At 67.8% G+C, this 22,132-nt stretch carries 21 protein-coding genes; 9 read left to right on the top strand and 12 right to left on the bottom strand.

What is annotated here, in order from left to right:
- Nucleotides 1-231 precede the first annotated feature (231 nt).
- Nucleotides 232-1,935: a calcium-binding protein gene (locus EV668_RS14415; RefSeq protein ID WP_133771173.1), complete on the top strand. Its 1,704-nt coding sequence runs from the start codon at nucleotides 232-234 to the stop codon at nucleotides 1,933-1,935.
- A 172-nt stretch (nucleotides 1,936-2,107) separates the two neighbouring features.
- Here EV668_RS14415 and EV668_RS14410 read toward each other — a convergent pair whose 3' ends face one another.
- Entirely contained in the window at nucleotides 2,108-3,232 is a 1,125-nt protein-coding gene (locus EV668_RS14410; RefSeq protein ID WP_133771171.1) for a mandelate racemase/muconate lactonizing enzyme family protein, read from the bottom strand.
- A gap of 192 nt (nucleotides 3,233-3,424) precedes the next feature.
- On the opposite strand from EV668_RS14410, the gene EV668_RS14405 reads away from it, so the two are divergent.
- Nucleotides 3,425-4,114 carry a GntR family transcriptional regulator gene (locus tag EV668_RS14405; RefSeq protein ID WP_166652472.1) on the top strand — a complete coding sequence of 230 codons (690 nt, stop codon included), beginning with the start codon at nucleotides 3,425-3,427 and terminating at the stop codon, nucleotides 4,112-4,114.
- A gap of 62 nt (nucleotides 4,115-4,176) precedes the next feature.
- Here EV668_RS14405 and EV668_RS14400 read toward each other — a convergent pair whose 3' ends face one another.
- Both EV668_RS14400 and EV668_RS25360 read right to left on the bottom strand, forming a co-directional pair.
- On the bottom strand, nucleotides 4,177-4,377 hold the full coding sequence (locus EV668_RS14400) for a hypothetical protein (RefSeq protein WP_133771166.1): 201 nt from the start codon (nucleotides 4,375-4,377) through the stop codon (nucleotides 4,177-4,179).
- Nucleotides 4,378-4,540: 163 nt separating this feature from the next.
- Nucleotides 4,541-5,266, bottom strand: a complete 726-nt coding sequence (locus EV668_RS25360; RefSeq protein WP_133771165.1) for a Crp/Fnr family transcriptional regulator — start codon at nucleotides 5,264-5,266, stop codon at nucleotides 4,541-4,543.
- A 240-nt stretch (nucleotides 5,267-5,506) separates the two neighbouring features.
- Between EV668_RS25360 and EV668_RS14390 the strand changes: the two genes are divergently transcribed.
- The 4 genes from EV668_RS14390 to EV668_RS14375 all read left to right on the top strand — a co-directional run bounded on the left by EV668_RS14390 (nucleotide 5,507) and on the right by EV668_RS14375 (nucleotide 7,585).
- Nucleotides 5,507-5,713, top strand: coding sequence for a hypothetical protein (locus EV668_RS14390; RefSeq protein ID WP_133771163.1), 207 nt, complete (start codon nucleotides 5,507-5,509; stop codon nucleotides 5,711-5,713).
- Between the two features lie 114 nt (nucleotides 5,714-5,827).
- Complete coding sequence (locus EV668_RS14385; protein ID WP_133771161.1) at nucleotides 5,828-6,058, top strand: hypothetical protein; 231 nt, start codon at nucleotides 5,828-5,830, stop codon at nucleotides 6,056-6,058.
- A gap of 272 nt (nucleotides 6,059-6,330) precedes the next feature.
- Nucleotides 6,331-6,738 carry a hypothetical protein gene (locus EV668_RS14380; RefSeq protein WP_133771159.1) on the top strand — a complete coding sequence of 136 codons (408 nt, stop codon included), beginning with the start codon at nucleotides 6,331-6,333 and terminating at the stop codon, nucleotides 6,736-6,738.
- Entirely contained in the window at nucleotides 6,731-7,585 is an 855-nt protein-coding gene (locus EV668_RS14375; RefSeq protein ID WP_133771157.1) for a GGDEF domain-containing protein, read from the top strand. Before EV668_RS14380 ends, EV668_RS14375 begins: the two co-directional genes overlap by 8 nt.
- A 78-nt stretch (nucleotides 7,586-7,663) precedes the next feature.
- On the opposite strand, the gene EV668_RS14370 is transcribed toward EV668_RS14375, so the two are convergent.
- Nucleotides 7,664-8,863, bottom strand: coding sequence for an ABC transporter substrate-binding protein (locus EV668_RS14370; protein ID WP_133771155.1), 1,200 nt, complete (start codon nucleotides 8,861-8,863; stop codon nucleotides 7,664-7,666).
- Between the two features lie 274 nt (nucleotides 8,864-9,137).
- Between EV668_RS14370 and EV668_RS14365 the strand changes: the two genes are divergently transcribed.
- Together EV668_RS14365 and EV668_RS14360 are read left to right on the top strand one after the other, a co-directional pair.
- Nucleotides 9,138-11,489, top strand: a complete 2,352-nt coding sequence (locus EV668_RS14365) for a DNA translocase FtsK (protein ID WP_245513181.1) — start codon at nucleotides 9,138-9,140, stop codon at nucleotides 11,487-11,489.
- A gap of 279 nt (nucleotides 11,490-11,768) precedes the next feature.
- Complete coding sequence (locus tag EV668_RS14360; protein WP_133771153.1) at nucleotides 11,769-12,770, top strand: NAD(P)H-quinone oxidoreductase; 1,002 nt, start codon at nucleotides 11,769-11,771, stop codon at nucleotides 12,768-12,770.
- Between the two features lie 153 nt (nucleotides 12,771-12,923).
- Here the strand turns inward: EV668_RS14360 and EV668_RS14355 are convergent, their stop codons facing one another.
- Both EV668_RS14355 and EV668_RS14350 read right to left on the bottom strand, forming a co-directional pair.
- A complete protein-coding gene (locus tag EV668_RS14355) occupies nucleotides 12,924-13,919 on the bottom strand; it encodes a flagellar motor switch protein FliG (protein ID WP_133771151.1) in 996 nt (331 codons plus the stop codon).
- A gap of 27 nt (nucleotides 13,920-13,946) precedes the next feature.
- The gene (locus EV668_RS14350; protein WP_166652471.1) at nucleotides 13,947-14,951 is read right to left on the bottom strand and encodes a FliM/FliN family flagellar motor switch protein; all 1,005 of its coding nucleotides are present in this window, start codon (nucleotides 14,949-14,951) and stop codon (nucleotides 13,947-13,949) included.
- A gap of 251 nt (nucleotides 14,952-15,202) precedes the next feature.
- On the opposite strand from EV668_RS14350, the gene tcuA reads away from it, so the two are divergent.
- On the top strand, nucleotides 15,203-16,714 hold the full coding sequence (gene tcuA, locus EV668_RS14345) for an FAD-dependent tricarballylate dehydrogenase TcuA (RefSeq protein WP_133771147.1): 1,512 nt from the start codon (nucleotides 15,203-15,205) through the stop codon (nucleotides 16,712-16,714).
- Between the two features lie 152 nt (nucleotides 16,715-16,866).
- Here tcuA and EV668_RS14340 read toward each other — a convergent pair whose 3' ends face one another.
- The 6 genes from EV668_RS14340 to EV668_RS14315 all read right to left on the bottom strand — a co-directional run bounded on the left by EV668_RS14340 (nucleotide 16,867) and on the right by EV668_RS14315 (nucleotide 22,116).
- On the bottom strand, nucleotides 16,867-18,399 hold the full coding sequence (locus tag EV668_RS14340) for a bifunctional metallophosphatase/5'-nucleotidase (RefSeq protein WP_245513179.1): 1,533 nt from the start codon (nucleotides 18,397-18,399) through the stop codon (nucleotides 16,867-16,869).
- 71 nt (nucleotides 18,400-18,470) lie between these two features.
- Nucleotides 18,471-19,439 carry a TRAP transporter substrate-binding protein gene (locus EV668_RS14335; protein WP_133771145.1) on the bottom strand — a complete coding sequence of 323 codons (969 nt, stop codon included), beginning with the start codon at nucleotides 19,437-19,439 and terminating at the stop codon, nucleotides 18,471-18,473.
- A 237-nt stretch (nucleotides 19,440-19,676) separates the two neighbouring features.
- Complete coding sequence (locus EV668_RS14330) at nucleotides 19,677-20,309, bottom strand: glutathione S-transferase family protein (RefSeq protein WP_133771143.1); 633 nt, start codon at nucleotides 20,307-20,309, stop codon at nucleotides 19,677-19,679.
- A gap of 22 nt (nucleotides 20,310-20,331) precedes the next feature.
- The gene (locus tag EV668_RS14325) at nucleotides 20,332-20,823 is read right to left on the bottom strand and encodes a hypothetical protein (RefSeq protein ID WP_133771141.1); all 492 of its coding nucleotides are present in this window, start codon (nucleotides 20,821-20,823) and stop codon (nucleotides 20,332-20,334) included.
- Nucleotides 20,824-20,900: 77 nt separating this feature from the next.
- Nucleotides 20,901-21,662 (bottom strand): SDR family NAD(P)-dependent oxidoreductase, encoded by a 762-nt coding sequence (locus EV668_RS14320; protein ID WP_245513177.1) that lies wholly within the window; start codon nucleotides 21,660-21,662, stop codon nucleotides 20,901-20,903.
- A 64-nt stretch (nucleotides 21,663-21,726) separates the two neighbouring features.
- Nucleotides 21,727-22,116 (bottom strand): c-type cytochrome, encoded by a 390-nt coding sequence (locus tag EV668_RS14315; protein ID WP_133771139.1) that lies wholly within the window; start codon nucleotides 22,114-22,116, stop codon nucleotides 21,727-21,729.
- Between the last annotated feature and the right edge of the window lie 16 nt (nucleotides 22,117-22,132).

The following is a 22,132-nucleotide window of genomic DNA, read 5'->3' as shown; positions in this document are numbered from 1 at the left end:
CGGCTCCCCCAGGAGACCCGCCCGCGGCGGTTCATGGCCCGTGACGATCGCACGGGCCGATTTTGTGCGGACATTATAGAAGGGGCGCGGGGGCCTCAATGCGGGATGGCAACACCAGAGCGCATTTTAAGGACGAGATGGCCGAAGCATGACAGCCGTCGGGGACGACCAAATGCTTAATGGCGACAATCTTACTTTGTGATACGCGTGCCCCCGATGATGGGGTAGATCATGGCTGCAATTCCAAGTTTCCGCTGGATATCCAATCCGCCCGGTCTTCTCATCCACGGCAGCAACGTGATTGCGGGCAGCGATCGCGACGACGCAAATTCCTCACAATCTTACAGCCCAGACAACCAAAATCCTAATAAATCATTTCTGGCTGGCCTTTATGGCAACACAGGCCCAGACACAATATTTGGAAACAACGGAATAGATTATATTTCAGGAGGCCGCGGAGACGACTCACTCAGCGGCGGCAAAGACAATGATGCACCATATGCTGATCTATATTTTAGCGGATACGGATCCACATATCAGAAATGGACGATATCAATTATCGGCGGCCTGCACGGCGATGACGGGAATGATACGATCTACGGCGACGAAGGGATCGATCTAATCCGAGGCGGCGACGGCAACGACATCATTTATGGTGGCGACCAAGACGACGCAGTATTCACATTCGCTGAACGCGACGACGGGTTTGATATAGCCTACTCAGTCATAACCAGCTATCGCGAGGGCACAATATCGGGCGGCCTACATGGCGACGCAGGAAACGATACGATCTTCGGCGGCGGAGGAAGGGACCTCATTCGAGGCGGTCGCGGAAACGACGTTCTCCGTGGAGGAGACGATGACGACGCCGCCTACTTCTTTTATCAAGACTCTAGCGCTCCGCAGTTTAATCTAGTCCGATTTGTCGAGAAGCGCATCGAGGCCGGCCTCTACGGCGAAGAGGGCGACGACAGTCTCTATGGCGATGGCGGAAATGACTATCTCGACGGCGGTACCGGCAACGACACTCTCGACGGCGGCACCGGGGACGACGTCATGGTCGGCGGAGTCGGCAACGACACCTATTTCGTCGATTCCGCCCGCGATCAGGTCATCGAGACGGCTCGCGGCGGCACCGATCGCGTCTCGACCACCGTCAGCTACACCCTGGCCGCCGGCAGCGAGATCGAGCATTTCGACGTCGATGGCGCGGCGTCGACCACCGCCATCGACCTGACCGGCAACGAATTCGCCCAGACGATCGTCGGCAATGCCGGCAACAACAAGATCGACGGCAAGGGCGGCGCGGACATCATGCGCGGCCTCGGCGGGGATGACGCGTATTATGTCGATTCCGCCCGCGACCAGGTGCTGGAAAGCGTCGGCGGCGGCCATGATCGCGTCTCGACGACGACGAGCTACGTCCTCACCGCCGGCAGCGAGATCGAGCACTTCGCCATCTATGGAGCGGCGTCGACCACCGCGATCAACCTCACCGGCAACGGGTTCGCCCAGACGATCATCGGCAACAACGGCGACAACAAGATCGACGGCAAGGCGGGAGCGGACATCCTGCGCGGTCTCGGCGGCCGCGACATCCTCACCGGCGGGACGGGGGCCGACACCTTCCTCTTCACGGCCCTGTCCGACAGCACGGTCGATGGCGCCGGACGCGATCTGATCCAAGACTTCTACCGCTCGCACGGGGATCGCATCGACCTGCGCCCGCTCGACGCGAACAGTCAGGTCGCCGGCAACCAGGCCTTCAGTTTCATCGGCACGAAGGCTTTCAGCCATCAGGCCGGAGAACTGCGCGCGACCGTCTCGGGCGGCTACACCGTGGTCAGCGGCGACGTGAACGGAGACGGCCGGGCCGACTTCGCCATCTCGCTCCGAAACCACATCAATCTGCGCGCGGACGACTTCTACCTGTAGGCAGGCGCGTCCGGGAGGCCCCGCGCCGGAGGGCGGCGATGCGGGCTTCGAGCCGCGCCTTCTCGGCATGAGGCCGATCGTGGAAGCAATGCGGCCTCAAGCCGACGACGCGGCTGGGACGTACGGCCGAGCGCGCGGGCCTTCCGGACGACGTCGAGTTGAACCTGCCGCCTCAGGCCGCCAGATCCGCCAGCCGTCGCTCGTCGACCGTGACGCCGAGACCCGGCCCCTCGGGGCAGCGCACGACGCCATCCGCGCAGGCGATCGGGGCCGAAACGGGATCCTCCGCGAGCCACAGGTTCCCGAGGCTGAGGCCCCAGTCGATCCGCGGGACGGCGCAGGCCGCATGGACCATCGCCGCCGTCGCGAGGCTCGATTCCATCATCATCGCGAGATTGACCGACAGGCCGAGCGTGTCGCAGGTCCCCGCGAGGGCGACGAGCGGCGCGACGCCGCCGAGCTTGATCGTCTTCAGGCTCACCCCGCCGATCGCCCCGGCTTCCGCATGGGCGAGAATGTCGTGGGCTCCGTGCATGCTCTCGTCGATCCCGATCGGGACGGGGGAGCCCTGGCCCACGGCCTTCATGCGGGGAAAATCCCCCGCTCCCACCGGCTGTTCGAGGAAGGCGAGCCCGAATTCCGCCGAGGCGCGCGCGAAGCGCAGTGCCGTCGCGACGTCCCAGCCCATATTGGCATCCGCCGCGATCAGGCAATCTTCGCCCAGAGCATCCCGGAGAAGCGCGACCGTCCGGATCTCGTCGAGGAGATCGGCAACGCCGACCTTGAGCTTGAAGGCCCGGAACCCTTGCGCGCGCAGCGCGAGCGCGGATTCGACGACCTCGTCGGGGCTCCCCGTTCCCCCGATCAGCCAGAGCGGATCGACGGTGCGGCGCTGCACGCCACCCAGCAGGTCCACGACCGGCACGTTCCGGATGCGTCCGACCAGATCGAGAAGGGCGATATCGACGGCGGCAAGGGCACCGCCATTGCCGTACAGGCTCGTGCGGAGCCTGCGCATCAGACGCGCGCGGTCCAGAGCCGATTCGGCGATCAGATGCGGCGCGATCAGATGCCGAACGGCAGCCTGCATCCCCTCCAGCGTCTCGCCGGCCATGACCGGGGATGCCGCGGCTTCGCCCCAGCCCTCGTGGCCCGAGCGCGTGCGTACGCGAACGAACAGCGCCGGCCCGTCATCGATGCGGTAGGTCGACATGACGAGGGGCTTCTTCAGCGGCATGCGGACCGGGAAGACGTCAATCGAGAGGATCGCGGACGGATCGCCGCTGCCGTGTGTCATCGGAGCCTGCAGGGGAGGAATGGAAGGAAGAGGGCTACGCTCTGTATACTGTATTCCGAACCGGTGCTAAGCTACGCGCTCAAAATTGTTCCACCTGCCGATCCGATGTCCTCGCCCCTTCAGCCCTCCGTTTCCTCCTCCGCAGACCGCTCCGAGCCGCCCCGCCCGGGCGATCCAGCCAGCCCGGCATCGGTGAAGCGGTTCGAGCTCCCCTCCTTCATCGCCGCCGAATTGTGGCGCGTCCTCTCCGATGAGATCATATTCCTACGGCTGGAACCCGGCCTCCGCCTGACGGAAGAGGATATCTGCGGGCGTTACGGCGTGAGCCGCTCGCCCGTGCGCGAGACCTTCAAGATGCTGGAAGCGGACGGCCTCATCGTCCGATCGGCCCGGCGCGGCGTCCGCGTCGCGCCCGTCAGCAGGGAGGATCTCCAGGAGGTCTATTCCTGCCGGGCGGCCCTGGAAGGGCTGGCCGCGGCCAGCGCCGCGCGCAATGCCGGGCCCGACGCGCACGAGGAGTTGCGACAGCTCGTCGCCTCGCTCGAGCAGGCCCTCGCGGAGCGAGACGTGCCCGCGTTCTTCGAGCGCAACGTCGCGGTCACGCGCGCCGTCCATCGGCATTCCGGGAACAAGACGCTGGTCCGGATCGTCGACGGGATCGAGAAGCAGGCCCTCCGCTACCGATACATCGCCCATACGCGCACGCACGAGATGCTGGAGACCTCATTCGTCGGGCACCAGGGCGTGTGCGAGGCGATCATTGCCGGCAACGCCCCGCTGGCCCGCCGGCGCGCGGATCGCATGATCCGGATCGCGCATGCGGTGATCGCGAAGGCGCTGGCGGAAGCGTATCCGGCCGCGCCCGATGCGGAGACGGCCTGACGGGCAGACCGAAGCCCCGGCCACCCCGCCGGGGTGGCGCCTGACCTGGTTTTCGGGACCGTCTAGCGTGCCGGACGGCCGGTCCCACGCTCGTCGATCAGCGCGAGCACGGCGGCGATCGCATTTTCCAGTTCGGCGATCGTCCGCAACTCGGCCCTGTGGATCGACTCGCCGTGGCGGGCCGCGCTGTCGATCAGCGCGTGCTGCTCCGTCGTCAGGCGTTCGAGAAGGGTTTGAAGTTCGGCAAGAGTTGCTTTGGGCATCATGGTTCCTGTCTAGGCGGCAGCACTTAACGGATTTCAAGTCGGTGCGCCGCCTCCCGAAACGCCGCAACTGCAATGCGGTGAAGGCTCGTCCTTCCGCAAGCGGGACGGCCGTTCGTGCCGGCCGTCAGAGCATGCCCGCAAACGTCGCGTCCGGCCGTGCTCAGTTCGATGCGTGAGCCGAAGGCGGCGGACGATCCCGCGCCCCGTTCAGGCCTCCGACCGCGGACGAGTCAAGCCGCAACTGCTCGACCACGGCCTTCAACCCGGCCCGATCGGTGACCGTGATGCTGCCGCGCCTGTTGCGGATCAGGTGGCTGCCTTCGAGTTCGTGGATCGCGACCGTGACGCCCGGACGCCGGACGCAGAGGCGCCGGCTCAACCCTTCATGCGTCACGCGCACGGTGTCGCCCGTCTGGCCTGCCGTCCGCAGGAGCCAATGGGCCACACGCTGCTTCACGGAGAGATTGGCGACGGCGATGTTGTTGGCCAACTGCTCGATCAGCACGATCGTACTCGACAGCAGAGCCGCCCGCGTCTGCGCGTCGGCCATTGCGGCCAGAAGATCGGCTCGCCGCACACGCAGAACGCGCGCCGACGTGTTCGCGACCGCTTGGAAGGGCATCGGCGCTCCACCGAGGAGCACCGTGTGGCCCACCAGGCCGTCCGGTCCGATCACCGCCGCCTCCATGCCGGTGCCGACATGGAGCAGCGCGATCCGCCCCTCGTCCACGAAAAAGGCGTGCGAAGCCTCGCCACACCCCATGAGGATGGCCCCCTCGCGGTGATGCTCGCCCTGGCCTTCCTGCCGCAGACGAGCTGCGGCGGAGGCGGGAATGACCGACAGAAGGGGTGGCGGCGGGCAAAGGCTCTCGATGGCGGTCGACATTCTCTATCAACCGGCCCGCCTCCGTACGGTTCCGACATAAGAAAACCAGGTAGCTCTTCCGCGTGGCGAAACGCTCTCCCCGAAATCGAGGCTATCCAGGCGCCGCCGCCTGATCGTCGACCGGCCCGAGTCGGTAATCGAGTTAGTGTTCTGGAAGGATCGTTTGCGATTGAATGAGCGACAACTCGATATCTTCGAAACGCCGGGGCGCGGCGAGCGTTGTGATCGCAAAGGTTGGCGATGCATCATCTCAAGGTCGACATTGCCCGAATGTATCGGGAGCGGGAGGAGCTGTTCCTCCGCCGCTGGGAATTCGCTCCCGCCGATTATCGGCAGCGGCTGAGCGACTTGAACGCACGGATCCGCGGCTACGAGATCCTCCTGTGCGAGCGGTTTCCCGCAAGCCTCCGATCCATCTTTCCGCCGACCGAGGCCAGCGCGGACTGACCTGCCGAGCCGATGTCCTGCTCCGCACAGTCGAGGCGGAACCGGCCATCTGATCTCCAGCGGACTGAACTTCGGTCCGCTCGAACCGTTCGCCTCCATCAAAGGGAGGTCATCATGAGAACAGGATTGCTCAGGGCGATCACGGTCGCCGCGGTCGTCGGCATCGCGTCGGCAGCCTACGCGCAGGGCGGCGGCGGAGGCGGGGCCGGAGGCGGCGGAGGAGGCGGCGCCGGCGGTGGTGCCGGCGGCGGCACGACCGAATCCGGCGGCTCGTCTGGGGCCGGCACCCGGGACGGCGGGGGTTCGGGAGCCGGGCGCGGCCCCGGCGGCTCGACGGGACGTTAAGGTCGAGGGGTCCGCGCCGTCAGGCGCGGGCCCTTCGCATTGCGGCGTTGCGCGCCATAATCATTCAAGATTGCAGCTGCGATTTAAGCGGTCCTAAACCGCCGTCATGCAGGCTAAAATGTCGTCACGGGGAGTCCCGAGGCGAGCAACGATTTGCAAAGGACAGATCACAACCTGGTCGCGCTGAATCCGGATTCATCCGAAATCTCGCGATCACAACAAGAACAGGAGCGACCCGCCAGAGGCGGAGCCGCTCTAGCCTCGAGAGATGAATGCCTATTGGATCAGTCATCGGCACGTCGATCCGCCGCCCGTTGCAGGCAGCCCGGCTGGTCGGAGCAGGCTATGGGTGGCTGACGAGGACTTCGCCGCACGAAACGCCGGAGATGCGGGCGTGGATGCTGGCCAATGTCGCGTCGCAGACGACGCCCGTCCTCGTCGGATCGGCAGCCGTCGTGGCGACGGCGGGCGCGATCATCGGATTGACGGGTGAGACCTGGCCTCTTCTGTGGCTGGCGTTCGAACTGACCGTCACGGTTCTGCGCCTGATCCTCATCGTGCAGGTGAGTAGGAACGCAACTCCGGAGACGACGGACGAGAATACGGCACGCCGCCCTCACCGCGCTCGGCCTTCTTTGGTCGGCCGCCTTCGGGGCGGCCGCCTGGGCGGGCGTGAATAGCGGCCAGGCTGCCGTCATGGTGCTGGCGGCGCTCAACGTCGCCGGCATGGTGGGCGTCACCGCGACGCGGAACTGCGCGACGCCGCGCTATGCCACCTTGGCCATGCTGCTGGTCGCGATGCCGTTCGCGTTCGGCGCGAACGCGTCGTCGGTCTACGGAATGATGGCGGTCGGGATCATCACCGCCATGCTGCTGGCCGGCATGATCTCCATGCTCATGCAGAACAACAAGCTGCTCGTGCGGACGTATCTCGCGGAACGGCGGGCCCAGAAGCTCGCCGTGACCGATTCGCTGAGTGGCCTGCGCAACCGCAAGAGTCTCCAGGACACGATGCGGTCGCTGTCGAAAACATGGCGGAGCGGCGGCCGAGGCGCCGTGTCGTTCCTCTATCTCGATCTGGACGGCTTCAAGGCCGTCAATGACGAGCACGGCCATATCGCCGGGGACCTGCTTCTGGCGGCCGTCGCACGCCGGCTATCCGCATCCGTTCGCGACAGCGATCCGGTCTATCGCCCCGGAGGCGACGAATTCGTGGTGATTCTTCCGGGCGGCGACGAGACGGTCGGCGAGACCCTTGCCGGCCGGATCATCACGGCCTGCACAGAGCCCTTCGAGATCGGCTTGCAGAACCCCGTGAAGATCGGAGTCAGCGTCGGCGGCGCGACGAGCGTCCAGGGTGGGCTTGCGCCCATCGAGGCCCTGGCTGCGGCCGACAAGGGTCTCTATGCCGCCAAACGAGCGGGCAAGGGCGTGTATCGGCACCATCCGGGCCGCCCCACCCCCGACGCCGCCTCATCACCGTCCGCCGTCCGTGACGGCGAGCCGACCGAGGGCTTGCCGCGCTGAAGCAGACGCGCCCCGGCCGGGCCGGCAGGTATCGGACCTGCCGCGCCGCCCTCGGAACGAGGGCGATTCAGCCGGAGCTCAGGGAGCCTTGACCAGAGGGCAGGTGCTTTCCGACAGCGGGGCGATGATCTCCTCCGCCGGCAGCCTGGCGACGATGTTCCAGAGGTCCCACGGGCCTTTCGAATCCGCGGGCTTCTTCACCTCGAAGAGGTACATGTCGTTCATGAGCCGGCCGTCCTTGCGGATTTTCGCGCCCGGCGCGAAGAAGTCGTCGACGGGCCGGGCCCGCATGGCTTCGGCGACCGCATTCGCCTCCGTCGTCTTCGCGTCGCGCACGGCCCGCAGGTAGTGCTGCACGGCGGAATAGACGCCGGCCTGGAACTGGCCGGGCATCCGCCCCGTCCTGTCGAAGAAGCGCTTCGACCAGGCCCGGCTCGCCTCGTCCCGGTCGTGGTAGAAGGCCGTGACGGACACCAGCCCCTGCGTCTGGGCCAGCCCCAGCGAATGGATGTCGCTGATCACGACGACGAGCGCGGCGATCTTCTGGCCCGCCGCCACGATGCCGAATTCGTTCGCCTGCTTGATGGCGTTGATCGTGTCGAAGCCGGCATTGGCGAAGGCGACGATCTTCGCGCCGGAGGCCTGGGCCTGAAGCAGGAAGGAGGAATAATCCGAGACGTTGGTCGGGTGACGCACGATGCCGCTGATCCGGCCGCCGCGCGCCTTGACGATCGCGTCGAGATCCTTCGCCATCTGGGCGCCGAAGGCGTAGTCCGCGGCGACGAGGAACCAATCCTTGCCGCCCTGCGCCAGGATCGCGTTGCCGAGCCCGTGCGCGATGGCGCGCGTATCGAACACCCAGTGGAAGCTCGTCGCGGCGCAATCCTCGTTGAAGAGCCGCGCCGTGGCAGGGCCGCTGAACAGGGCGATCTTCTTGCGGTCCTTGATGATGCCCTGCACGGCAAGGGCCGCGGCGGAGTTCGGCACGTCCGCAATCGCGGTCACGCCCTCCGTGTCGAACCAGGAGCGCGCAATGACGGAGGCGAGGTCCGGCTTGTTCTGATGGTCGGCCGAGATCAGTTCGATCGGCTGGCCGAGCACGCTGCCGCCGAAATCCTCGATGGCCATCCGGGCCGCCTCGACATCGGTCGGTCCCGTCGAGGCGCTGAGCACGCCGCTGAGATCGGTCAGGACGCCTATCTTGACCTTGTCCTGCGCGACCGCCGCCGTCATGGCGCAGCTTGCCGCCAACGCGAGCACGAGTCTCTTCCAACCCATTCGTTTCCCCCTGCCTGTTCTTATGCCGCCGCCTGGCGGCTCGCGCGACGGTTGTGCCGTGCCGGACCCCGATCTGCGGGCCGAGCACCGTAGCCGTCGGGCGCCGGCCAAGACAAGGCGCAAGTCGACCTGCCGGACGCCTCGCCGCCCGGATCCGGACGCGCCGCGGCCCGGCGATGCCGCGCTTCCGAAGCGCCTCGTTAACGCGTCGTTTGCTATGGCAGGGCCACCACAAGAGCCGTAGCCGCCGCAGATTCTGAGTATCATGGAAGCCATGCGCCCAACCCCGAAGCGCCCGATCGCCCGCGACCATCAGGAGGTCGAATCGACAGCGGCGAATGTCCTGCTTCTCGGGAACCAGGGCCGCGCGAATCTCGCCCGGCCCGCACGGGCGCGTCCCCTGCCGACGACGACCTTCGGCGGCCCGTCCCAGCCGCCGCAATCCTCCGACATCCCGCCCTGGTTCACGGCCTTCGATCTCGCCTCGAACACGCGCTTCACGCGCACGCCGGACCACGTTCTCCGGCGCCGGCAGGCGGGCGATCCCGCCGAGCCCACGCCCGCCCTCCCGCGAGCGACGGGCGGATACGCGCCGGTCGAGCCGACATCGCGAGGCCGGGCGGAGCCGAGCCACGAAGCCCCGAGCCACGACCTGCAGGACGATCTCCACGACGACCTCGACGTCGCCGGCTTCGATCAGGCGGATCGGGATTGGGCCGCGGAACAGCCTTTCGACGACGTCGACGAGCCCTGCGAGGCGGCGGAGGCCGCAGGAGAGCTGATCCGGGCCGAGGCGGCCGGCGACGTTCCGTCCTATGACGAGGACGATGTCGACGATGCGAGCGAGGCCGAGGAGGCGGTCGCCGCCTTCGTCGCCACCCTGTCCGGTCCGCCGAGCCTTCCCTTCCTCGGCTACGGCCCCATCTCCCTCAGCGCCGACCTGACGTGGCAGGCGATGCGCCGCCGGCGCGCCGCGCCGGCCCGGGTCGAGCACGACGAGGAGGCCTGCGCGGAGCCCGCCCTGCCGCCCCCGGCTCCGGAGGTTCCCGTCGCCGTCGCGAGGCCCGTCGCTCAGCGGATGGAACCGGGGGAATACGTCCTTCCCCCGCTCGAGCTTCTGGCCGAGGCGACATTCGGCGAGCCTCCCTACGAGGCCTCGGCGGAGTATCTCGACCGCAGCTCCGTCACGCTGCAGCAGACGCTGCATGATTTCGGCGTGCGGGGCGAGGTCATCGACGCCAATCCTGGCCCCGTCGTGACCCTGTACGAGTTCGAGCCCGCCCCCGGCACGAAGTCGAGCCGCGTCATCGGCCTGTCGGGCGACGTCGCCCGGTCGATGGCCGCCGTCTCGGCGCGCGTCGCCGTCGTGCCCGGCCGCAACGTCATCGGCATCGAACTGCCGAACCAGACGCGCGAGATGGTCTATCTGCGCGAGCTGCTCGAGACCGAGGACTTCTCGCACTCCAAGCACCGGCTCGCGGTGGCTCTCGGCAAGACGATCGGCGGCGAGCCGATCATCGCCGACCTCGCGCGCATGCCGCATCTGCTCGTCGCCGGCACGACCGGCTCCGGCAAGTCGGTCGCCATCAACACGATGATCCTGTCGCTGCTCTACATGCACAAGCCCGAGCAGTGCCGCCTCATCATGGTCGATCCCAAGATGCTGGAGCTCAGCGTCTACGAGGGCATCCCCCACCTTCTGACCCCCGTCGTGACGGATCCGAAGAAGGCCGTGATCGCGCTCAAATGGGCCGTCCGGGAGATGGAGGAGCGCTACAAGAAGATGTCGCGCCTCTCGGTGCGCAACATCGACGGCTTCAACGTCCGCGTGGCGGAGGCCAAGGCTCGCGGCGAGGTCATCACGCGCTCGGTCCAGACCGGCTTCAACAAGACGACCGGCGAGGCGATCTTCGAGGACGAGCCGATGGACCTCGAGCCGCTGCCCTACATCGTCGTCATCGTCGACGAGATGGCCGACCTCATGATGGTCGCCGGCAAGGACATCGAAGGCGCCATCCAGCGCCTCGCCCAGATGGCCCGCGCCGCCGGCATCCACCTCATCATGGCGACGCAGCGCCCCTCGGTCGACGTCATCACCGGCACCATCAAGGCGAACTTCCCGACCCGGATCTCCTTCCAGGTCACGTCGAAGATCGACAGCCGCACCATCCTCGGCGAGATGGGCGCCGAACAGCTCCTCGGCCAGGGCGACATGCTCTACATGGCCGGCGGCGGGCGCATCACCCGCGTCCATGGCCCCTTCGTCTCCGACGGAGAGGTCGAGAAGGTGGTGGACCACCTCAAGGCCCAGGGGCGGCCGCAATATCTCGACTCGGTCACGGTCGACGAGGAGGGCGGCTCCGAGGCCCTCGAGGAGGGGGCGATCGACGAGGCTCCGATCGAGGTCGGCGACGAGGATGCCGACCCCTACGATCAGGCCGTGGCGGTGGTCCTGCGCGACCGCAAGGCCTCGACCTCCTACATCCAGCGTCGGCTCGGCATCGGCTACAACCGCGCCGCCTCCATCATGGAGCGGATGGAGAAGGAAGGTCTCGTCGGCCCCGCCAACCACGCCGGCAAGCGCGCCATCCATGCGGGCGAAGGGCGGCACGACGCCGATTACTGAACGCAGCACCATGGCCGCACGATCCCGGCGAGCGCTCGCCGGGATCGCCCCGCGCGTAATTCGATCAGCCGATTGAGCGATCGCTGAAGCTGACAAGCACGGTCGGAAGCCCGTCTTCCCAAGCCGTCATGAGCCCGTTGATGGTCATGGCCGCCCCCAGGCACAAATAGCGATGACGGGACGGTCCGGATGGACGATCCTGGCGGCGGCGCCCATCTCATGGCACGGCTCCCGCGCTGACGGGTTGCTCTCCAACACTCCACGAGACAGCGAGGACCGATGACCGTTCCCTCAGAGATGACGCTGGTCAACCTGGCCAAGCCCGGCGGCCCCGAGATGCTGGCGCTCGGCAGAGGGCCCGTCCCGGCTCCGCGCACCGGCGAGATCCTGATCAAGGTCGAGGCCGCGGGCGTGAACCGCCCCGACGTCCAGCAGCGCAAGGGCCTCTATCCGCCCCCGCCCGATGCGAGCCCGATCCTCGGCCTCGAGGTCGCCGGCACGGTCGCCGCGCTCGGCGACGGCGTCGAGGCCTGGGCAATCGGCGACGAGGTCTGCGGTCTCGCCAATGGCGGCGGCTATGCCGAATATTGCGTGATCCCCGCGCTGCAATGCCTGCCCTGGCCGGAGGGCTACGACGCCACCCGCGCCGCCGCCCTGCCAGAGACCTATTTCACCGTCTGGGCAAACGCCTTCGGACATGGCGCCCTCGCCTCGGGCGAAACGATCCTGATCCATGGCGGGACGAGCGGGATCGGCGTGACGGCGATCAAGCTGGCGCGGGCCTTCGGCGCGACGGTCTACGCGACGGCCGGCTCGGACGAGAAATGCGAGGCCTGCAAGCGCCTCGGCGCGCATGAGGCGATCAATTACCGGAGCCAGGATTTCGCCGCCGAGATCGCCCGGCTGACGGGCAAGCGCGGCGTCAATGTCGTGCTCGACATGGTCGGCGGCGACTACACCTCGCGGAACGTCGCGAGCCTCGCCTTCGGCGGGCGGCTCGTGGTCATCGGCTTCATGGGTGGCGGCAAGAGCGATGCGATCGACCTCACGCGCATCGCCACCCGCCGCCTCGTCATCACGGGCTCGACCATGAGGCCCCGCACGGCCGCGGAAAAGGGCGCCATCGCCGCCGAGCTGCGCGAGAAGGTCTGGCCGCTGCTCGCGAAGGGCGAATGCGGTCCCGAGATCTTCGAGACCTTCCCCCTCGGCGAAGCGGCGGCGGCGCACGCCTTGATGGAAGAGAGCCGCCATATCGGCAAGATCATGCTCGCCGTCGCCTGACGGGGCGGAAGGCGATCCCGGGAGACGCGCCGGCCGGGGCGGTCTTCCGCCGTCCCGTGCCGACCTCCTCGCGACCGCGAGGCAGGCGCCCGGCCGGGGCTCCTAGACCATGCTGTCTTCGGGAAACCGAGTCCCGCCGTCCCGCGGCATGGTTCAGATCAGTGGCTCGTCGCTGCCGATGACGATCTCGCCGGCAGCTTCCATCTCCTTGACCTTGCTGACGATCTCGGCCCGCGCCTCCTCGACGTCGCGGGTCCGGATGGGGCCGAGCGCCTCGATGTCCTGCGTCAGGGTCGCGGCCGCGCGGGACGACATGTTCTTCAGGAAGCGGGCCTTCAATGCGTCGGGCGCGCCGCGGAGGGCCTTCGTCAGGCCGTACTTGTCGATGCCCCGGATGATGGTTTGGATGACGGGGTCGGGCAGAGCTCCGACATCGTCGAAGGTGAACATCAGCTCCCGGATCCTGGTGGCGGCGTCCGGGTCGGTCCTGTCGAGTTCGGACAGGACGCGTTCCTCGGCCTGTTTCTCCAGCGAGTTCACGATCTCGGCCACCGCCGCGTAGGCGTCGCGCTGCGACGTCCGCCCGCCGGCCGACAGAACCTCCTCCTCCAGCGTCCTCTCGAGATCCTCGAAGGCCTCCCGCGGCACCGAGTTCAGGCCGATCAGGCGCCGGATGATGTCCGTCGCGACCTCGTTCGGCTTGGCCGAGATGATCTTCGAGGCGACGGAGGGCGGCAGCTTCGACAGGATCAGCGCGACGGTCTGCGGATGTTCGCCGTTGAGATAGGCCGACAGCGCGGAGAGGTCGGTCGCGGCGAGCCGCTTCCACACACCGTGATCCGCGCGGTCCCGGATGTCGCTGATCACGGCCTCGGCCTTGTCCTTGGGCAGGACCGACCTCAGGAACGCCTCCGTCCGCTCGACATTGCCGACGAACCGATCGGCCCCGCCGATCTCCGAACAGAACTGGGCCGCGATGTCGGACACGGACGACATCCCGACCTCGCCGAGATCCATCATCGCCATGGACAGCTTCTTGACCTCGTCGCCGTCGAGATAGCTCCAGAGCGGTGCGCTCAGTTCCTCGCCGAGCACGAGCATGACCGTGGCGGCGCGGCGCGCGCCGTCGAGATGGTCTGTCGTCGTCATGGATCGGCGCCTGCCATCGACCGGATGTTATGAAGGGGATCGCGAGGCGACCGAAGTCACCGTGACGGCGACCCGGTCGCCCGCCCGTCCGAGCTGGGCGCTCCCGACCCGGACCGGGCCGCATTTGATCTGGACCGGATCGCTCGGGCCGGCATCGCTAACGAAGGTCTGCCCGACGGCGAAGCTCAGCAATTCGCGCAAGGGGATCTCCTTCCGGAACAGCTCCACGTCAAGACTGGCCTGTGCCCGAAGGACCTCGTTCGCGAGGCTCGCGGCCCAGGTCGTATCGTGCCTGGCATGGACCGATGCCGTCTCCCCCGACGCCAGAACCTCACGGATCGGGTCCAGCGTCGAGAGCGGGATGACGACGTGGAAGCTGCCGCCGAGCGGACCGACCTCGACACGGAAATCGCCGATCGTGACGACCGCCTGGGCGGAGGCGATGTTGGCGAAGCGCGGGTTCGTCTCGAAGTGATCGAAGGCGAAGTCGGCGGCTGCGACCGAGCCGAAGGCCTCGTTGACGTCGGCCAGGACGAGATGGACGAACCGGCGCAGGATGGACATCTCGACCGGGGAGAAGCCGCGCCCGTCCACCGTCGACGGCGCCTGATCCGCGCGACCGCCGAAGACGACCTCGATGATCGTCGCGACGAACTGGGAATCCAGAACGATCAGCGCCGGACCGTTCCAGGCCGCGGATCGGACGAGGCCGAACACCGCCGGCAGGCGCACGGAGCCGACATAATCCCCGAACCGGGACGGCTGCGGCCTGGTCAGCCGCAGGTCGACGATGTCCGAGGTGAAGCGGCGCACCGAGGTCTTCAGGAGACCGAGCATCCGCTCGAAGACCCCGTCGAGCATCGGGACCGATCTGGCGGGGACCGCCCGGCTCTCGAGCAATTGCTGGATGGCAGACGGGGATCCGACCTCGGGATCCGCCTCTCCCGGGAGGGGATCGTCGTCGAGGGACTGGGCGGCGAGCATGTCGCTCGCAACCGCGGCGCCGGCGTTGCCAGCAGGCTTGTCGGACATCGGCCCCATCCCCACCGGCGCGCCGTCGCCAGCAGGGTCCGCCTAGCTTCCGGTGCCCCGTGACGTTGACGCGAACATGGTAAACCAAACCTTAATTGCAGCGCGCTCTCCCCTCTTTTTGTCGTCGACCGGACAGGGTCATGGACCCTCGCGGTGTGAGCTGCCACTTTCCGCCCCGATGTTGCACACATCAGTGTGCGAATGTATACATCGACAATCTGATCCAAGTGGCACGACGAAGGGAATTCGGGATGAGCGGGGAAGCGGACGTCAAGGATGTCGACGTCATCGTCGTCGGCGCGGGGAATGCGGCCTTCTGCGCGGCCCTGTCGGCGCGCGAAAGCGGCGCTCGCGTCCTGGTGCTGGAAAGCGCCGGCAAGGACGAGCGGGGCGGCAATACGCACTTCACGGCCGGCGCCATGCGCGTCGTCTATAACGGCCTCGACGACATCACGACGCTCGTGCCCGACCTCACGCCGGACGAGAAGGCCAATACCGATTTCGGCACCTATACCGAGGAGCAGTTCTTCGCGGATATGGAGCGCGTGACCCAGTTCCGCGCCGATCCCGACCTCGTCGAGGTCCTGGTCCGCAACAGCTTCGACACCCTGCGCTGGATGCAGACGAAGGGCGTGCGTTTCGTGCCGATCTACGGCCGCCAGGCCTTCAAGATCGACGGCAAGTTCAAGTTCTGGGGCGGCCTGACGGTGGAGGCCTGGGGCGGCGGGCCCGGCCTCGTCGAGGCGCTCTTCGGCGCGGCCGACAAGAACGGCATCGAGGTCGTCTACGAATGCCGCGCGACCGACCTCATCATGGAGGACGGCAAGGTCGCGGGCGTCAAGGCGATGCTGCAGGGCAAGCCGGTCTCCTACCGCGCGCCCTCGGTCGTTCTGGCCGCAGGCGGCTTCCAGGCCAATCCGGAATGGCGCACCCGCTATCTCGGCCCGGGCTGGGATTTGGCCAAGGTCCGTGGCACCCGCTACAATCAGGGCGACGGCATCCGCATGGGCATCGCCGCCGGCGCCATGAGCGCGGGCAACTGGTCCGGCTGCCACGCGGTCGGCTGGGAGCGCAACGCGCCGGAATTCGGCGACCTCGCCGTCGGCGACAACTTCCAGAAGCACAGCTATCCGTTCGGCATCATGGTCAATGCCAAGGGCCGCCGCTTCGTCGACGAAGGCGCGGATTTCCGCAACTACACCTACGCCAAATACGGCCGCGTGATCCTCGAGCAGCCCGGCCAGTTCGCCTGGCAGATCTTCGACAGCAAGGTCGCTCACCTCCTGCGCGACGAATACCGCATCAAGCAGGTGACGAAGGTCTCGTCCGACACGCTGGAGGGCCTCGTGCGCCAGCTCGACGACGTCGATCACGACGCCGCGCTGGCGGAAATCCTCGCCTATAACGAGGCCATCCGGAAGGACATCGCCTTCAACCCGACCGTCAAGGACGGCCGGCGCACGACCGGCCTCGCCGTCGACAAGACCAACTGGGCCAACACGATCGAGGACGGCCCGTTCGAGGCCTATGCCGTCACCTGCGGCGTCACCTTCACCTTCGGCGGATTGCGGATCAATCCGCAGGCCGAGGTGCTCGGCGTCGACAATCGGGCGATCCCGGGCCTCTATGCGGCCGGCGAGATGGTCGGCGGCATCTTCTACTTCAACTATCCGGGTGGCACGGGCCTCACCAACGGCGCCGTCTTCGGCCGCATCGCCGGGGGCGGTGCCGGGCGCGCCGCGCTCGCGTCGCGCGGCGCATAGAGGGCCTGCGCAAGCTTCGGTGCGCGCTTCGAGACGCGAGCCTATGGCTCGCTCCTCAGCGTGACGCTCGTGGGAGATATCCACCAGCGTCATGCTGAGGAGGCGCGAAGCGCCGTCTCGAAGCACCCACCAACGGCCGCGCGAAACTGCCCTCACATGACGGCGATGCGGCCGTCGATCCTGGCCGTGACGACGCCCTTCTCGGCGACACGGTTCATCACCTCGGTTGGCACGAGCTTGCCGTCGTTCTGGCCGATCAGGACGGTGGCCTTCGGCAGCATCGCGTAGCCGTCGCCGCCGCCCAGCAGGAAATGCGTCGAACCGAACCGGTAGCGCCGGACGGGATCGAGCGGCGCGCCGCCGATCTCCACCGACTTCACGCGCCGCCCGACAGGCTCGCGCGGGTTGTAGGTGAAGCGCATGCCCGCGATCTGGGGGAAGCGACCCTGCGGATCGGGCAGGGAGGACAGGCCGTGTTCGAGCACGGCGACGAGGTCCTGCCCCGAGAGTTCAAGCAGGATCCCGATATTGGCGAAGGGCAGTTCCGTCAGGAGCTCGCGCCGCCGCAGGACGCTTCCGGGCGCGAAGACGGCGTTGCCGCGGATCGCGCCGGCATTGATGAGGGCGACATCCGCGCCCGTCATCTCGCGGATCGTCTCGGCGACGAGATTGCCCGTCGCCGTCTCCTGGGAGCGGATGACGCTGGTGCGGCTGTCGAGCTGGAACTCGTTCTTCGCCACGACGACGTCGAGCACCGAGGACAGGTTGCTCTCATAGGTCGCGACCACGCGGGCGACGCCGGGATCGGGCTCGACCTTGGCGGAATCGTGCACGCGGAAGCTCGGCGTCCAGGACACCTCTCGCGCGAGCCCCGTTCCCTTCGCCCGCGCGACGACGTCGATCGCGGTGACGAAGTTCCCCTCCTCGTTCGATTCCACCATCACCGTCCGGCCGTCGAAGGTGATGGCGAGGTCGTGGTCGTGGCCCGTCAGGAGGATGTCGACGAGGCCGGAGCGCACGATCTCGAGATCGACGGAGCGCTCGGTATGGGCCACGGCGACGAGGATGTCGGCACCCTTCGCGCGCAGGCTCTCCGCCTCGCGGCGCAGGGTCTCCATGACCGGCCCGAAGCGCAGGTCGCCGGGAGAGGAGACCTGCGGCACCTCCTCCATGACGAGCCCGACGAGCCCGACCGTGACCTCCCCGAAGCGGTAGAGCTCCGAGGATTTCATCCCCGGCACCGGGCTGCCGTCGGCGAGGCTCATATTGGCGCCGAAGAACGGGAAGCGCGCCTCCGCCATGCGCTTGAGATAGATGTCCTTGCCGAAATCGAACTCGTGGTTGCCGGGCACGAAGACATCGGGCGGGATGAGGTTCGTGAGGTCCACGATATGCTCGCCCTGGTCGAAGCCCGACAGGAGCGAGGGCGAGAAGCAATCGCCCGCATGGCAGAAGAGCATCGGCACGCCGCGCGCCCGCTCGGCCTTCACGATCGCGGCGAGGCGCGGGAAGCCGCCGCGCCCCTTCACGTCGCTCATGCGGTAGATGTCGTTGACGAGGAGCAGCGAGAAGGTCGGCTGCGCGGTCGCGTCGACCGGTGTCTGGGCCGAGGCCGTGTCCATGAAGGCGACGGGAAGGCCCGCCCCGATCGCGAACACGCCCCGACGCGAAATCCTCGACGACATGCCGCCTCTCCCTGGATGCCCACGCCTGCCCGAGCCTGCGATCTGCGGCAAGGGCGGCAATGCCGCAGGATCTATTTCGGCGGCAGGCCGTCCACCAGCCGCCCGGCCTCGGGCCCGGCGACCTTGCGCCACTCGACGACGGAGGCCGCGCCCGCCTCGCGCAGGGCCGCCGTCACGGCGGGATCGATCCCCGTCCGGATCGTCACCCCGTTCTCCCGCATGCGCTTGTAGTTCTCGTCGAGGCGCGTGCGGATCGCCGCCCATTGCCGCGACTCCGTCTCGGCCGCCGCCTCGTCGACGGCCCGGCGGAGATCGGGATCGAGCGCCTCGTAGGCCTTCTGGCTCACCGTCGCGAAGGAGAGCGGGATGGCGTAGTTGATCTCGGCGAAATGCGGCAGCTGCTCCCAGAGCCGGCGCCCGGCGCCCCCGTCGCCCGAGGAGAGGACGGCGTTGACGCTGCCGTCCTTCACGCGCGCCTGGGCATCGGCGAAGGAGATGTTGAACGCCTTCGCGCCCGCTCGCGCCATGACGGCGGTCGAGGTCGCGTCATAGGTGCGCACGGCGAGGCCGCGGAGGGTCTCGACCGAGGCGAGCGGCTCCTTCATCCAGAGCCCGCTCGGAGGCCAGGGCGTCACGTAGAGGAGGCGCTGGCCCTGTTTGGCGAAGGCCTGCGCGTAGAGCGGACGGGCCGTCCCGGCGAGCCGCTCCGCCGCCTCGATCGACGGCGTGACGAAGGGAAGCGACGAGAGCCCGAAGACCGGATCGATGCCGCCGAGCGCGCCGCCGAAGGCGTCGCCGGCCTCCACCCTCCCCTCGCGGATCGCCACCGGCATGGCGGCCGACTTGATGCCGAGCTTCGCGTCGAAACTCGGCTCGATCGCGAGCCTGCCGCCGCTGCGCCGCGCGAGCGAGGAGGCGAAGGACGCGATCCCCTCCCCCGGCATCGCCGTCGCCGGATACTCGGTCGGCATCCGCCAGACCGTCTGGGCCTCGGCACCGCCCGCGAGGCAGACGAGGATTGCGATGAGGAGCCTGCGCATGACGTCTCTTCCTGCCCGGACGAACGGATCCATTCCGCCAGATCAGGAGGCAAGAAGGAAGCCCGGCCTCGCCAGCACACCGCCTCTCCCCTTGCGGGAGAGGTCGAGCGACGCCGGAGGCGTCGTCCGGGTGAGGGGTGCCCCCGCTGACGGCATGTGTCCCGTGCCCCTCATCCGGTCGCGCTGACGCGCAACTCGACTTCTCCCGCAAGGGGAGAAGCGGGAGGGTGGACGGCGTTACGCCGGCATCGGGATGGGGCCGGCTTCCTTCGGCACCTGATAGCCCTTCTGGACGGCCGGGCGGGCGGCGATGGCCTTGTACCAGCGCAGGACGTTCGGGAAGGCCGTGATGTCGACCTGGTGCCATTCGTAACGCGAGACCCAGGGCCAGGAGGCGATGTCGGCGATCGAGTATTCGCCCGTGATGTAGTCCCGGCCGGCGAGCCGGCGGTCGAGCACGCCGTAGAGACGCTTCGCCTCGTTCACGTAGCGCTGCTCGGAATACTCGGAGACGCCCTTCTTCGCGCGCAGGAAGTGGTGCGCCTGGCCCGCCATCGGGCCGAGCCCGCCCATCTGCCACATCACCCATTCGATGCAGCGGTAGCGGGCCTCGCCCTCGCGCGCCATCAGCTTGCCGGTCTTGTCGGCGAGGTAGATCAAGATCGCGCCCGATTCCATCAGCGCGAGGTCGTTGTCGCGGTCGACGATGGCCGGGATGCGATTGTTCGGCGCGATCTTCAGAAAGTCCGGCGCGAATTGCTCGTCCTTGCCGATGTCGATCGCATGGGCGCGGTACGGCAGGCCGAGTTCCTCGAGCGCGATCGAGACCTTGCGGCCGTTCGGCGTGGTCCAGGTATAGAGATCGATCATGGGTCTCGCGGCCTCTCTCGGTTCAGGATGTGGGAGCGGGGGGTGGCTCGGGCTTCGACGGGCGCGCCTGCTCGGCCGCCGCCCTGCGGTCCCGCATGCAGCCGATCAAGACAGCCCCGATGCCGAGGGCCAATCCCCACCAGAGGGAGTAGCCCATGACGCGTTCCATCAACGGAACCTCGTAGGACGGCAGGGGATCGGGGAGGTACCCGTTTCGCTGGAAGGACGTCAGCGCTTCGCCCTCGGGCATCGGATAGAAGCGCTTCGAATCCCCCTCGACGCCGAGCACGTAGCCGGCGTCCTCGACATAGACGCCCGCCAGAAACCAGCGGATGCGCGTCAGGTGGCCGAGGAACAGCGCCTCGTCCTTCGCGCCCTTGAGCTTGACGCCCTCGATCTTGTGGACGGTCTCGTCCGTGCCGAAGCGGTAGGCCTGGGCCGGGCCGGCGGCCAGGAACAGGACGACCATGCTCGCGAGAAGGGCCTGGACCGCACGCCGAAGGCTTCGGGTCATGATTCCGCTCCGGCCGCTTCCCCATCGCGCGGCCCGGCCGACGATATCGCGGACGCGATGTCGTCAGGATTTCCGCTCTATTGCGAGCCGCCGTCGACGGCGATCACTTCGCCGGTGATGTAGGCTGCGCCGGCGGCGAGGAAGAGCATCGCCTCGGCCACATCCTCGGGCGTTCCCGTGCGGCCGAGGATCGTGCGCGAACGCGTGAGGTCGCGGCGGCTTTCCGGCCAGGCGGCCGTCAGCGGCGTCTCGATCAGGCCCGGCGCGACGCCGTTCACCCGCACATCCGGCGCGAGCGCGCGGGCGAGGCTCTTCGTCAGGTTGATGAGCCCGGCCTTGGAGGCGGCATAGGCGATGCTGGAGCCTCGCCGCCCGAGCCCCGCGACGGAGCAGGTGTTGACGATCGCGCCCTTCGCCGCCCGGAGCGCGGGGGCGGCGGCCCGGCTGGCCCGGAAGGGCCCGACGAGATTGGTATCGAGGATCTTGAGCCAGAACTCGTCGGTCATCCGCTCGAGTTCCGGAAAGGGGATCGGCTCGACCGTGCCGGTGACGCCGGCATTGTTGATGAGGATGTCGAGGCGTCCGAGCCGCGCGATCGCCCCTTCGACCATCGCCTCGCACTCGCCCGCGGCGGCCGCGTTGCCCTCGGCCGGGACGATATCGAGCCCTTCGCCCTGAAGGGTCGCGACGGCATCCGCGCCGCGATTGTCGCCGGGCAGATAGTTGACGGCGACCTTGGCGCCACACCGCGCGAGGCTCGCCGCGGTCGCGAGGCCGATCCCCGTCGCACCGCCCGTCACCAGCGCCGCCTTGCCGCGCAGATCCGCAGAAATGCCCACGATACGTCCCTCCCCCGATCCTCCTTGCAACCGATCGGCGATGGGCGCAATCGCGGGAAGCGGCCTATTTCGCGGCGGGGCCGCCCGTCCCGTCGAACTGCTTGAGGAACGCGATCAGGTCGCGGATGCGCTGCTCGTCCTTGAGGCCGGCATAGATCATCTTGGTGCCGGGGATCGTGCCGCGCGGGTCGCGGATGTAGTCGCGGAAGACGGCCTCGTCCCAGACGAGGCCGGAATTCTTGTTGGCCGCCGAGTAACTGTAGCCTTCGACGGTGCCGGCCTTGCGACCGAACAGGCCGTTCAGGACGGGACCCACGAGATTGCGCGCCGTCGGCCCGACCTGATGGCAGGCGCGGCACTGGCGGAAGACCACCTCGCCCGCCGCCGCATCCTGCGCGAGGGCCGCGCCCGATCCCGCCAGCAGCACGAGCGCTGCAAGGACAACCCGCATCATGGTCTCCGAACGTTCC

This window comes from Enterovirga rhinocerotis (genome assembly GCF_004363955.1).
In the GTDB taxonomy this organism is placed as follows: domain Bacteria; phylum Pseudomonadota; class Alphaproteobacteria; order Rhizobiales; family Beijerinckiaceae; genus Enterovirga; species Enterovirga rhinocerotis.
This window is presented reverse-complemented; position numbering and strand designations above follow the sequence as displayed.

Excerpts from the sequence above, each read along its gene's own strand:
- EV668_RS14415 (WP_133771173.1), top strand. The coding sequence starts at position 232 with ATGGCTGCAATTCCAAGTTTCCGCTGGATATCCAATCCGCCCGGTCTT.
- EV668_RS14410 (WP_133771171.1), bottom strand. The coding sequence starts at position 3,232 with ATGACACACGGCAGCGGCGATCCGTCCGCGATCCTCTCGATTGACGTC.
- EV668_RS14400 (WP_133771166.1), bottom strand. The coding sequence starts at position 4,377 with ATGCCCAAAGCAACTCTTGCCGAACTTCAAACCCTTCTCGAACGCCTG.
- EV668_RS25360 (WP_133771165.1), bottom strand. The coding sequence starts at position 5,266 with ATGTCGACCGCCATCGAGAGCCTTTGCCCGCCGCCACCCCTTCTGTCG.
- EV668_RS14390 (WP_133771163.1), top strand. The coding sequence starts at position 5,507 with ATGCATCATCTCAAGGTCGACATTGCCCGAATGTATCGGGAGCGGGAG.
- EV668_RS14385 (WP_133771161.1), top strand. The coding sequence starts at position 5,828 with ATGAGAACAGGATTGCTCAGGGCGATCACGGTCGCCGCGGTCGTCGGC.
- EV668_RS14380 (WP_133771159.1), top strand. The coding sequence starts at position 6,331 with ATGCCTATTGGATCAGTCATCGGCACGTCGATCCGCCGCCCGTTGCAG.
- EV668_RS14370 (WP_133771155.1), bottom strand. The coding sequence starts at position 8,863 with ATGGGTTGGAAGAGACTCGTGCTCGCGTTGGCGGCAAGCTGCGCCATG.
- EV668_RS14365 (WP_245513181.1), top strand. The coding sequence starts at position 9,138 with ATGCGCCCAACCCCGAAGCGCCCGATCGCCCGCGACCATCAGGAGGTC.
- EV668_RS14360 (WP_133771153.1), top strand. The coding sequence starts at position 11,769 with ATGACCGTTCCCTCAGAGATGACGCTGGTCAACCTGGCCAAGCCCGGC.
- EV668_RS14355 (WP_133771151.1), bottom strand. The coding sequence starts at position 13,919 with ATGACGACGACAGACCATCTCGACGGCGCGCGCCGCGCCGCCACGGTC.
- EV668_RS14350 (WP_166652471.1), bottom strand. The coding sequence starts at position 14,951 with ATGTCCGACAAGCCTGCTGGCAACGCCGGCGCCGCGGTTGCGAGCGAC.
- tcuA (WP_133771147.1), top strand. The coding sequence starts at position 15,203 with ATGAGCGGGGAAGCGGACGTCAAGGATGTCGACGTCATCGTCGTCGGC.
- EV668_RS14340 (WP_245513179.1), bottom strand. The coding sequence starts at position 18,399 with ATGTCGTCGAGGATTTCGCGTCGGGGCGTGTTCGCGATCGGGGCGGGC.
- EV668_RS14335 (WP_133771145.1), bottom strand. The coding sequence starts at position 19,439 with ATGCGCAGGCTCCTCATCGCAATCCTCGTCTGCCTCGCGGGCGGTGCC.
- EV668_RS14330 (WP_133771143.1), bottom strand. The coding sequence starts at position 20,309 with ATGATCGATCTCTATACCTGGACCACGCCGAACGGCCGCAAGGTCTCG.
- EV668_RS14325 (WP_133771141.1), bottom strand. The coding sequence starts at position 20,823 with ATGACCCGAAGCCTTCGGCGTGCGGTCCAGGCCCTTCTCGCGAGCATG.
- EV668_RS14315 (WP_133771139.1), bottom strand. The coding sequence starts at position 22,116 with ATGATGCGGGTTGTCCTTGCAGCGCTCGTGCTGCTGGCGGGATCGGGC.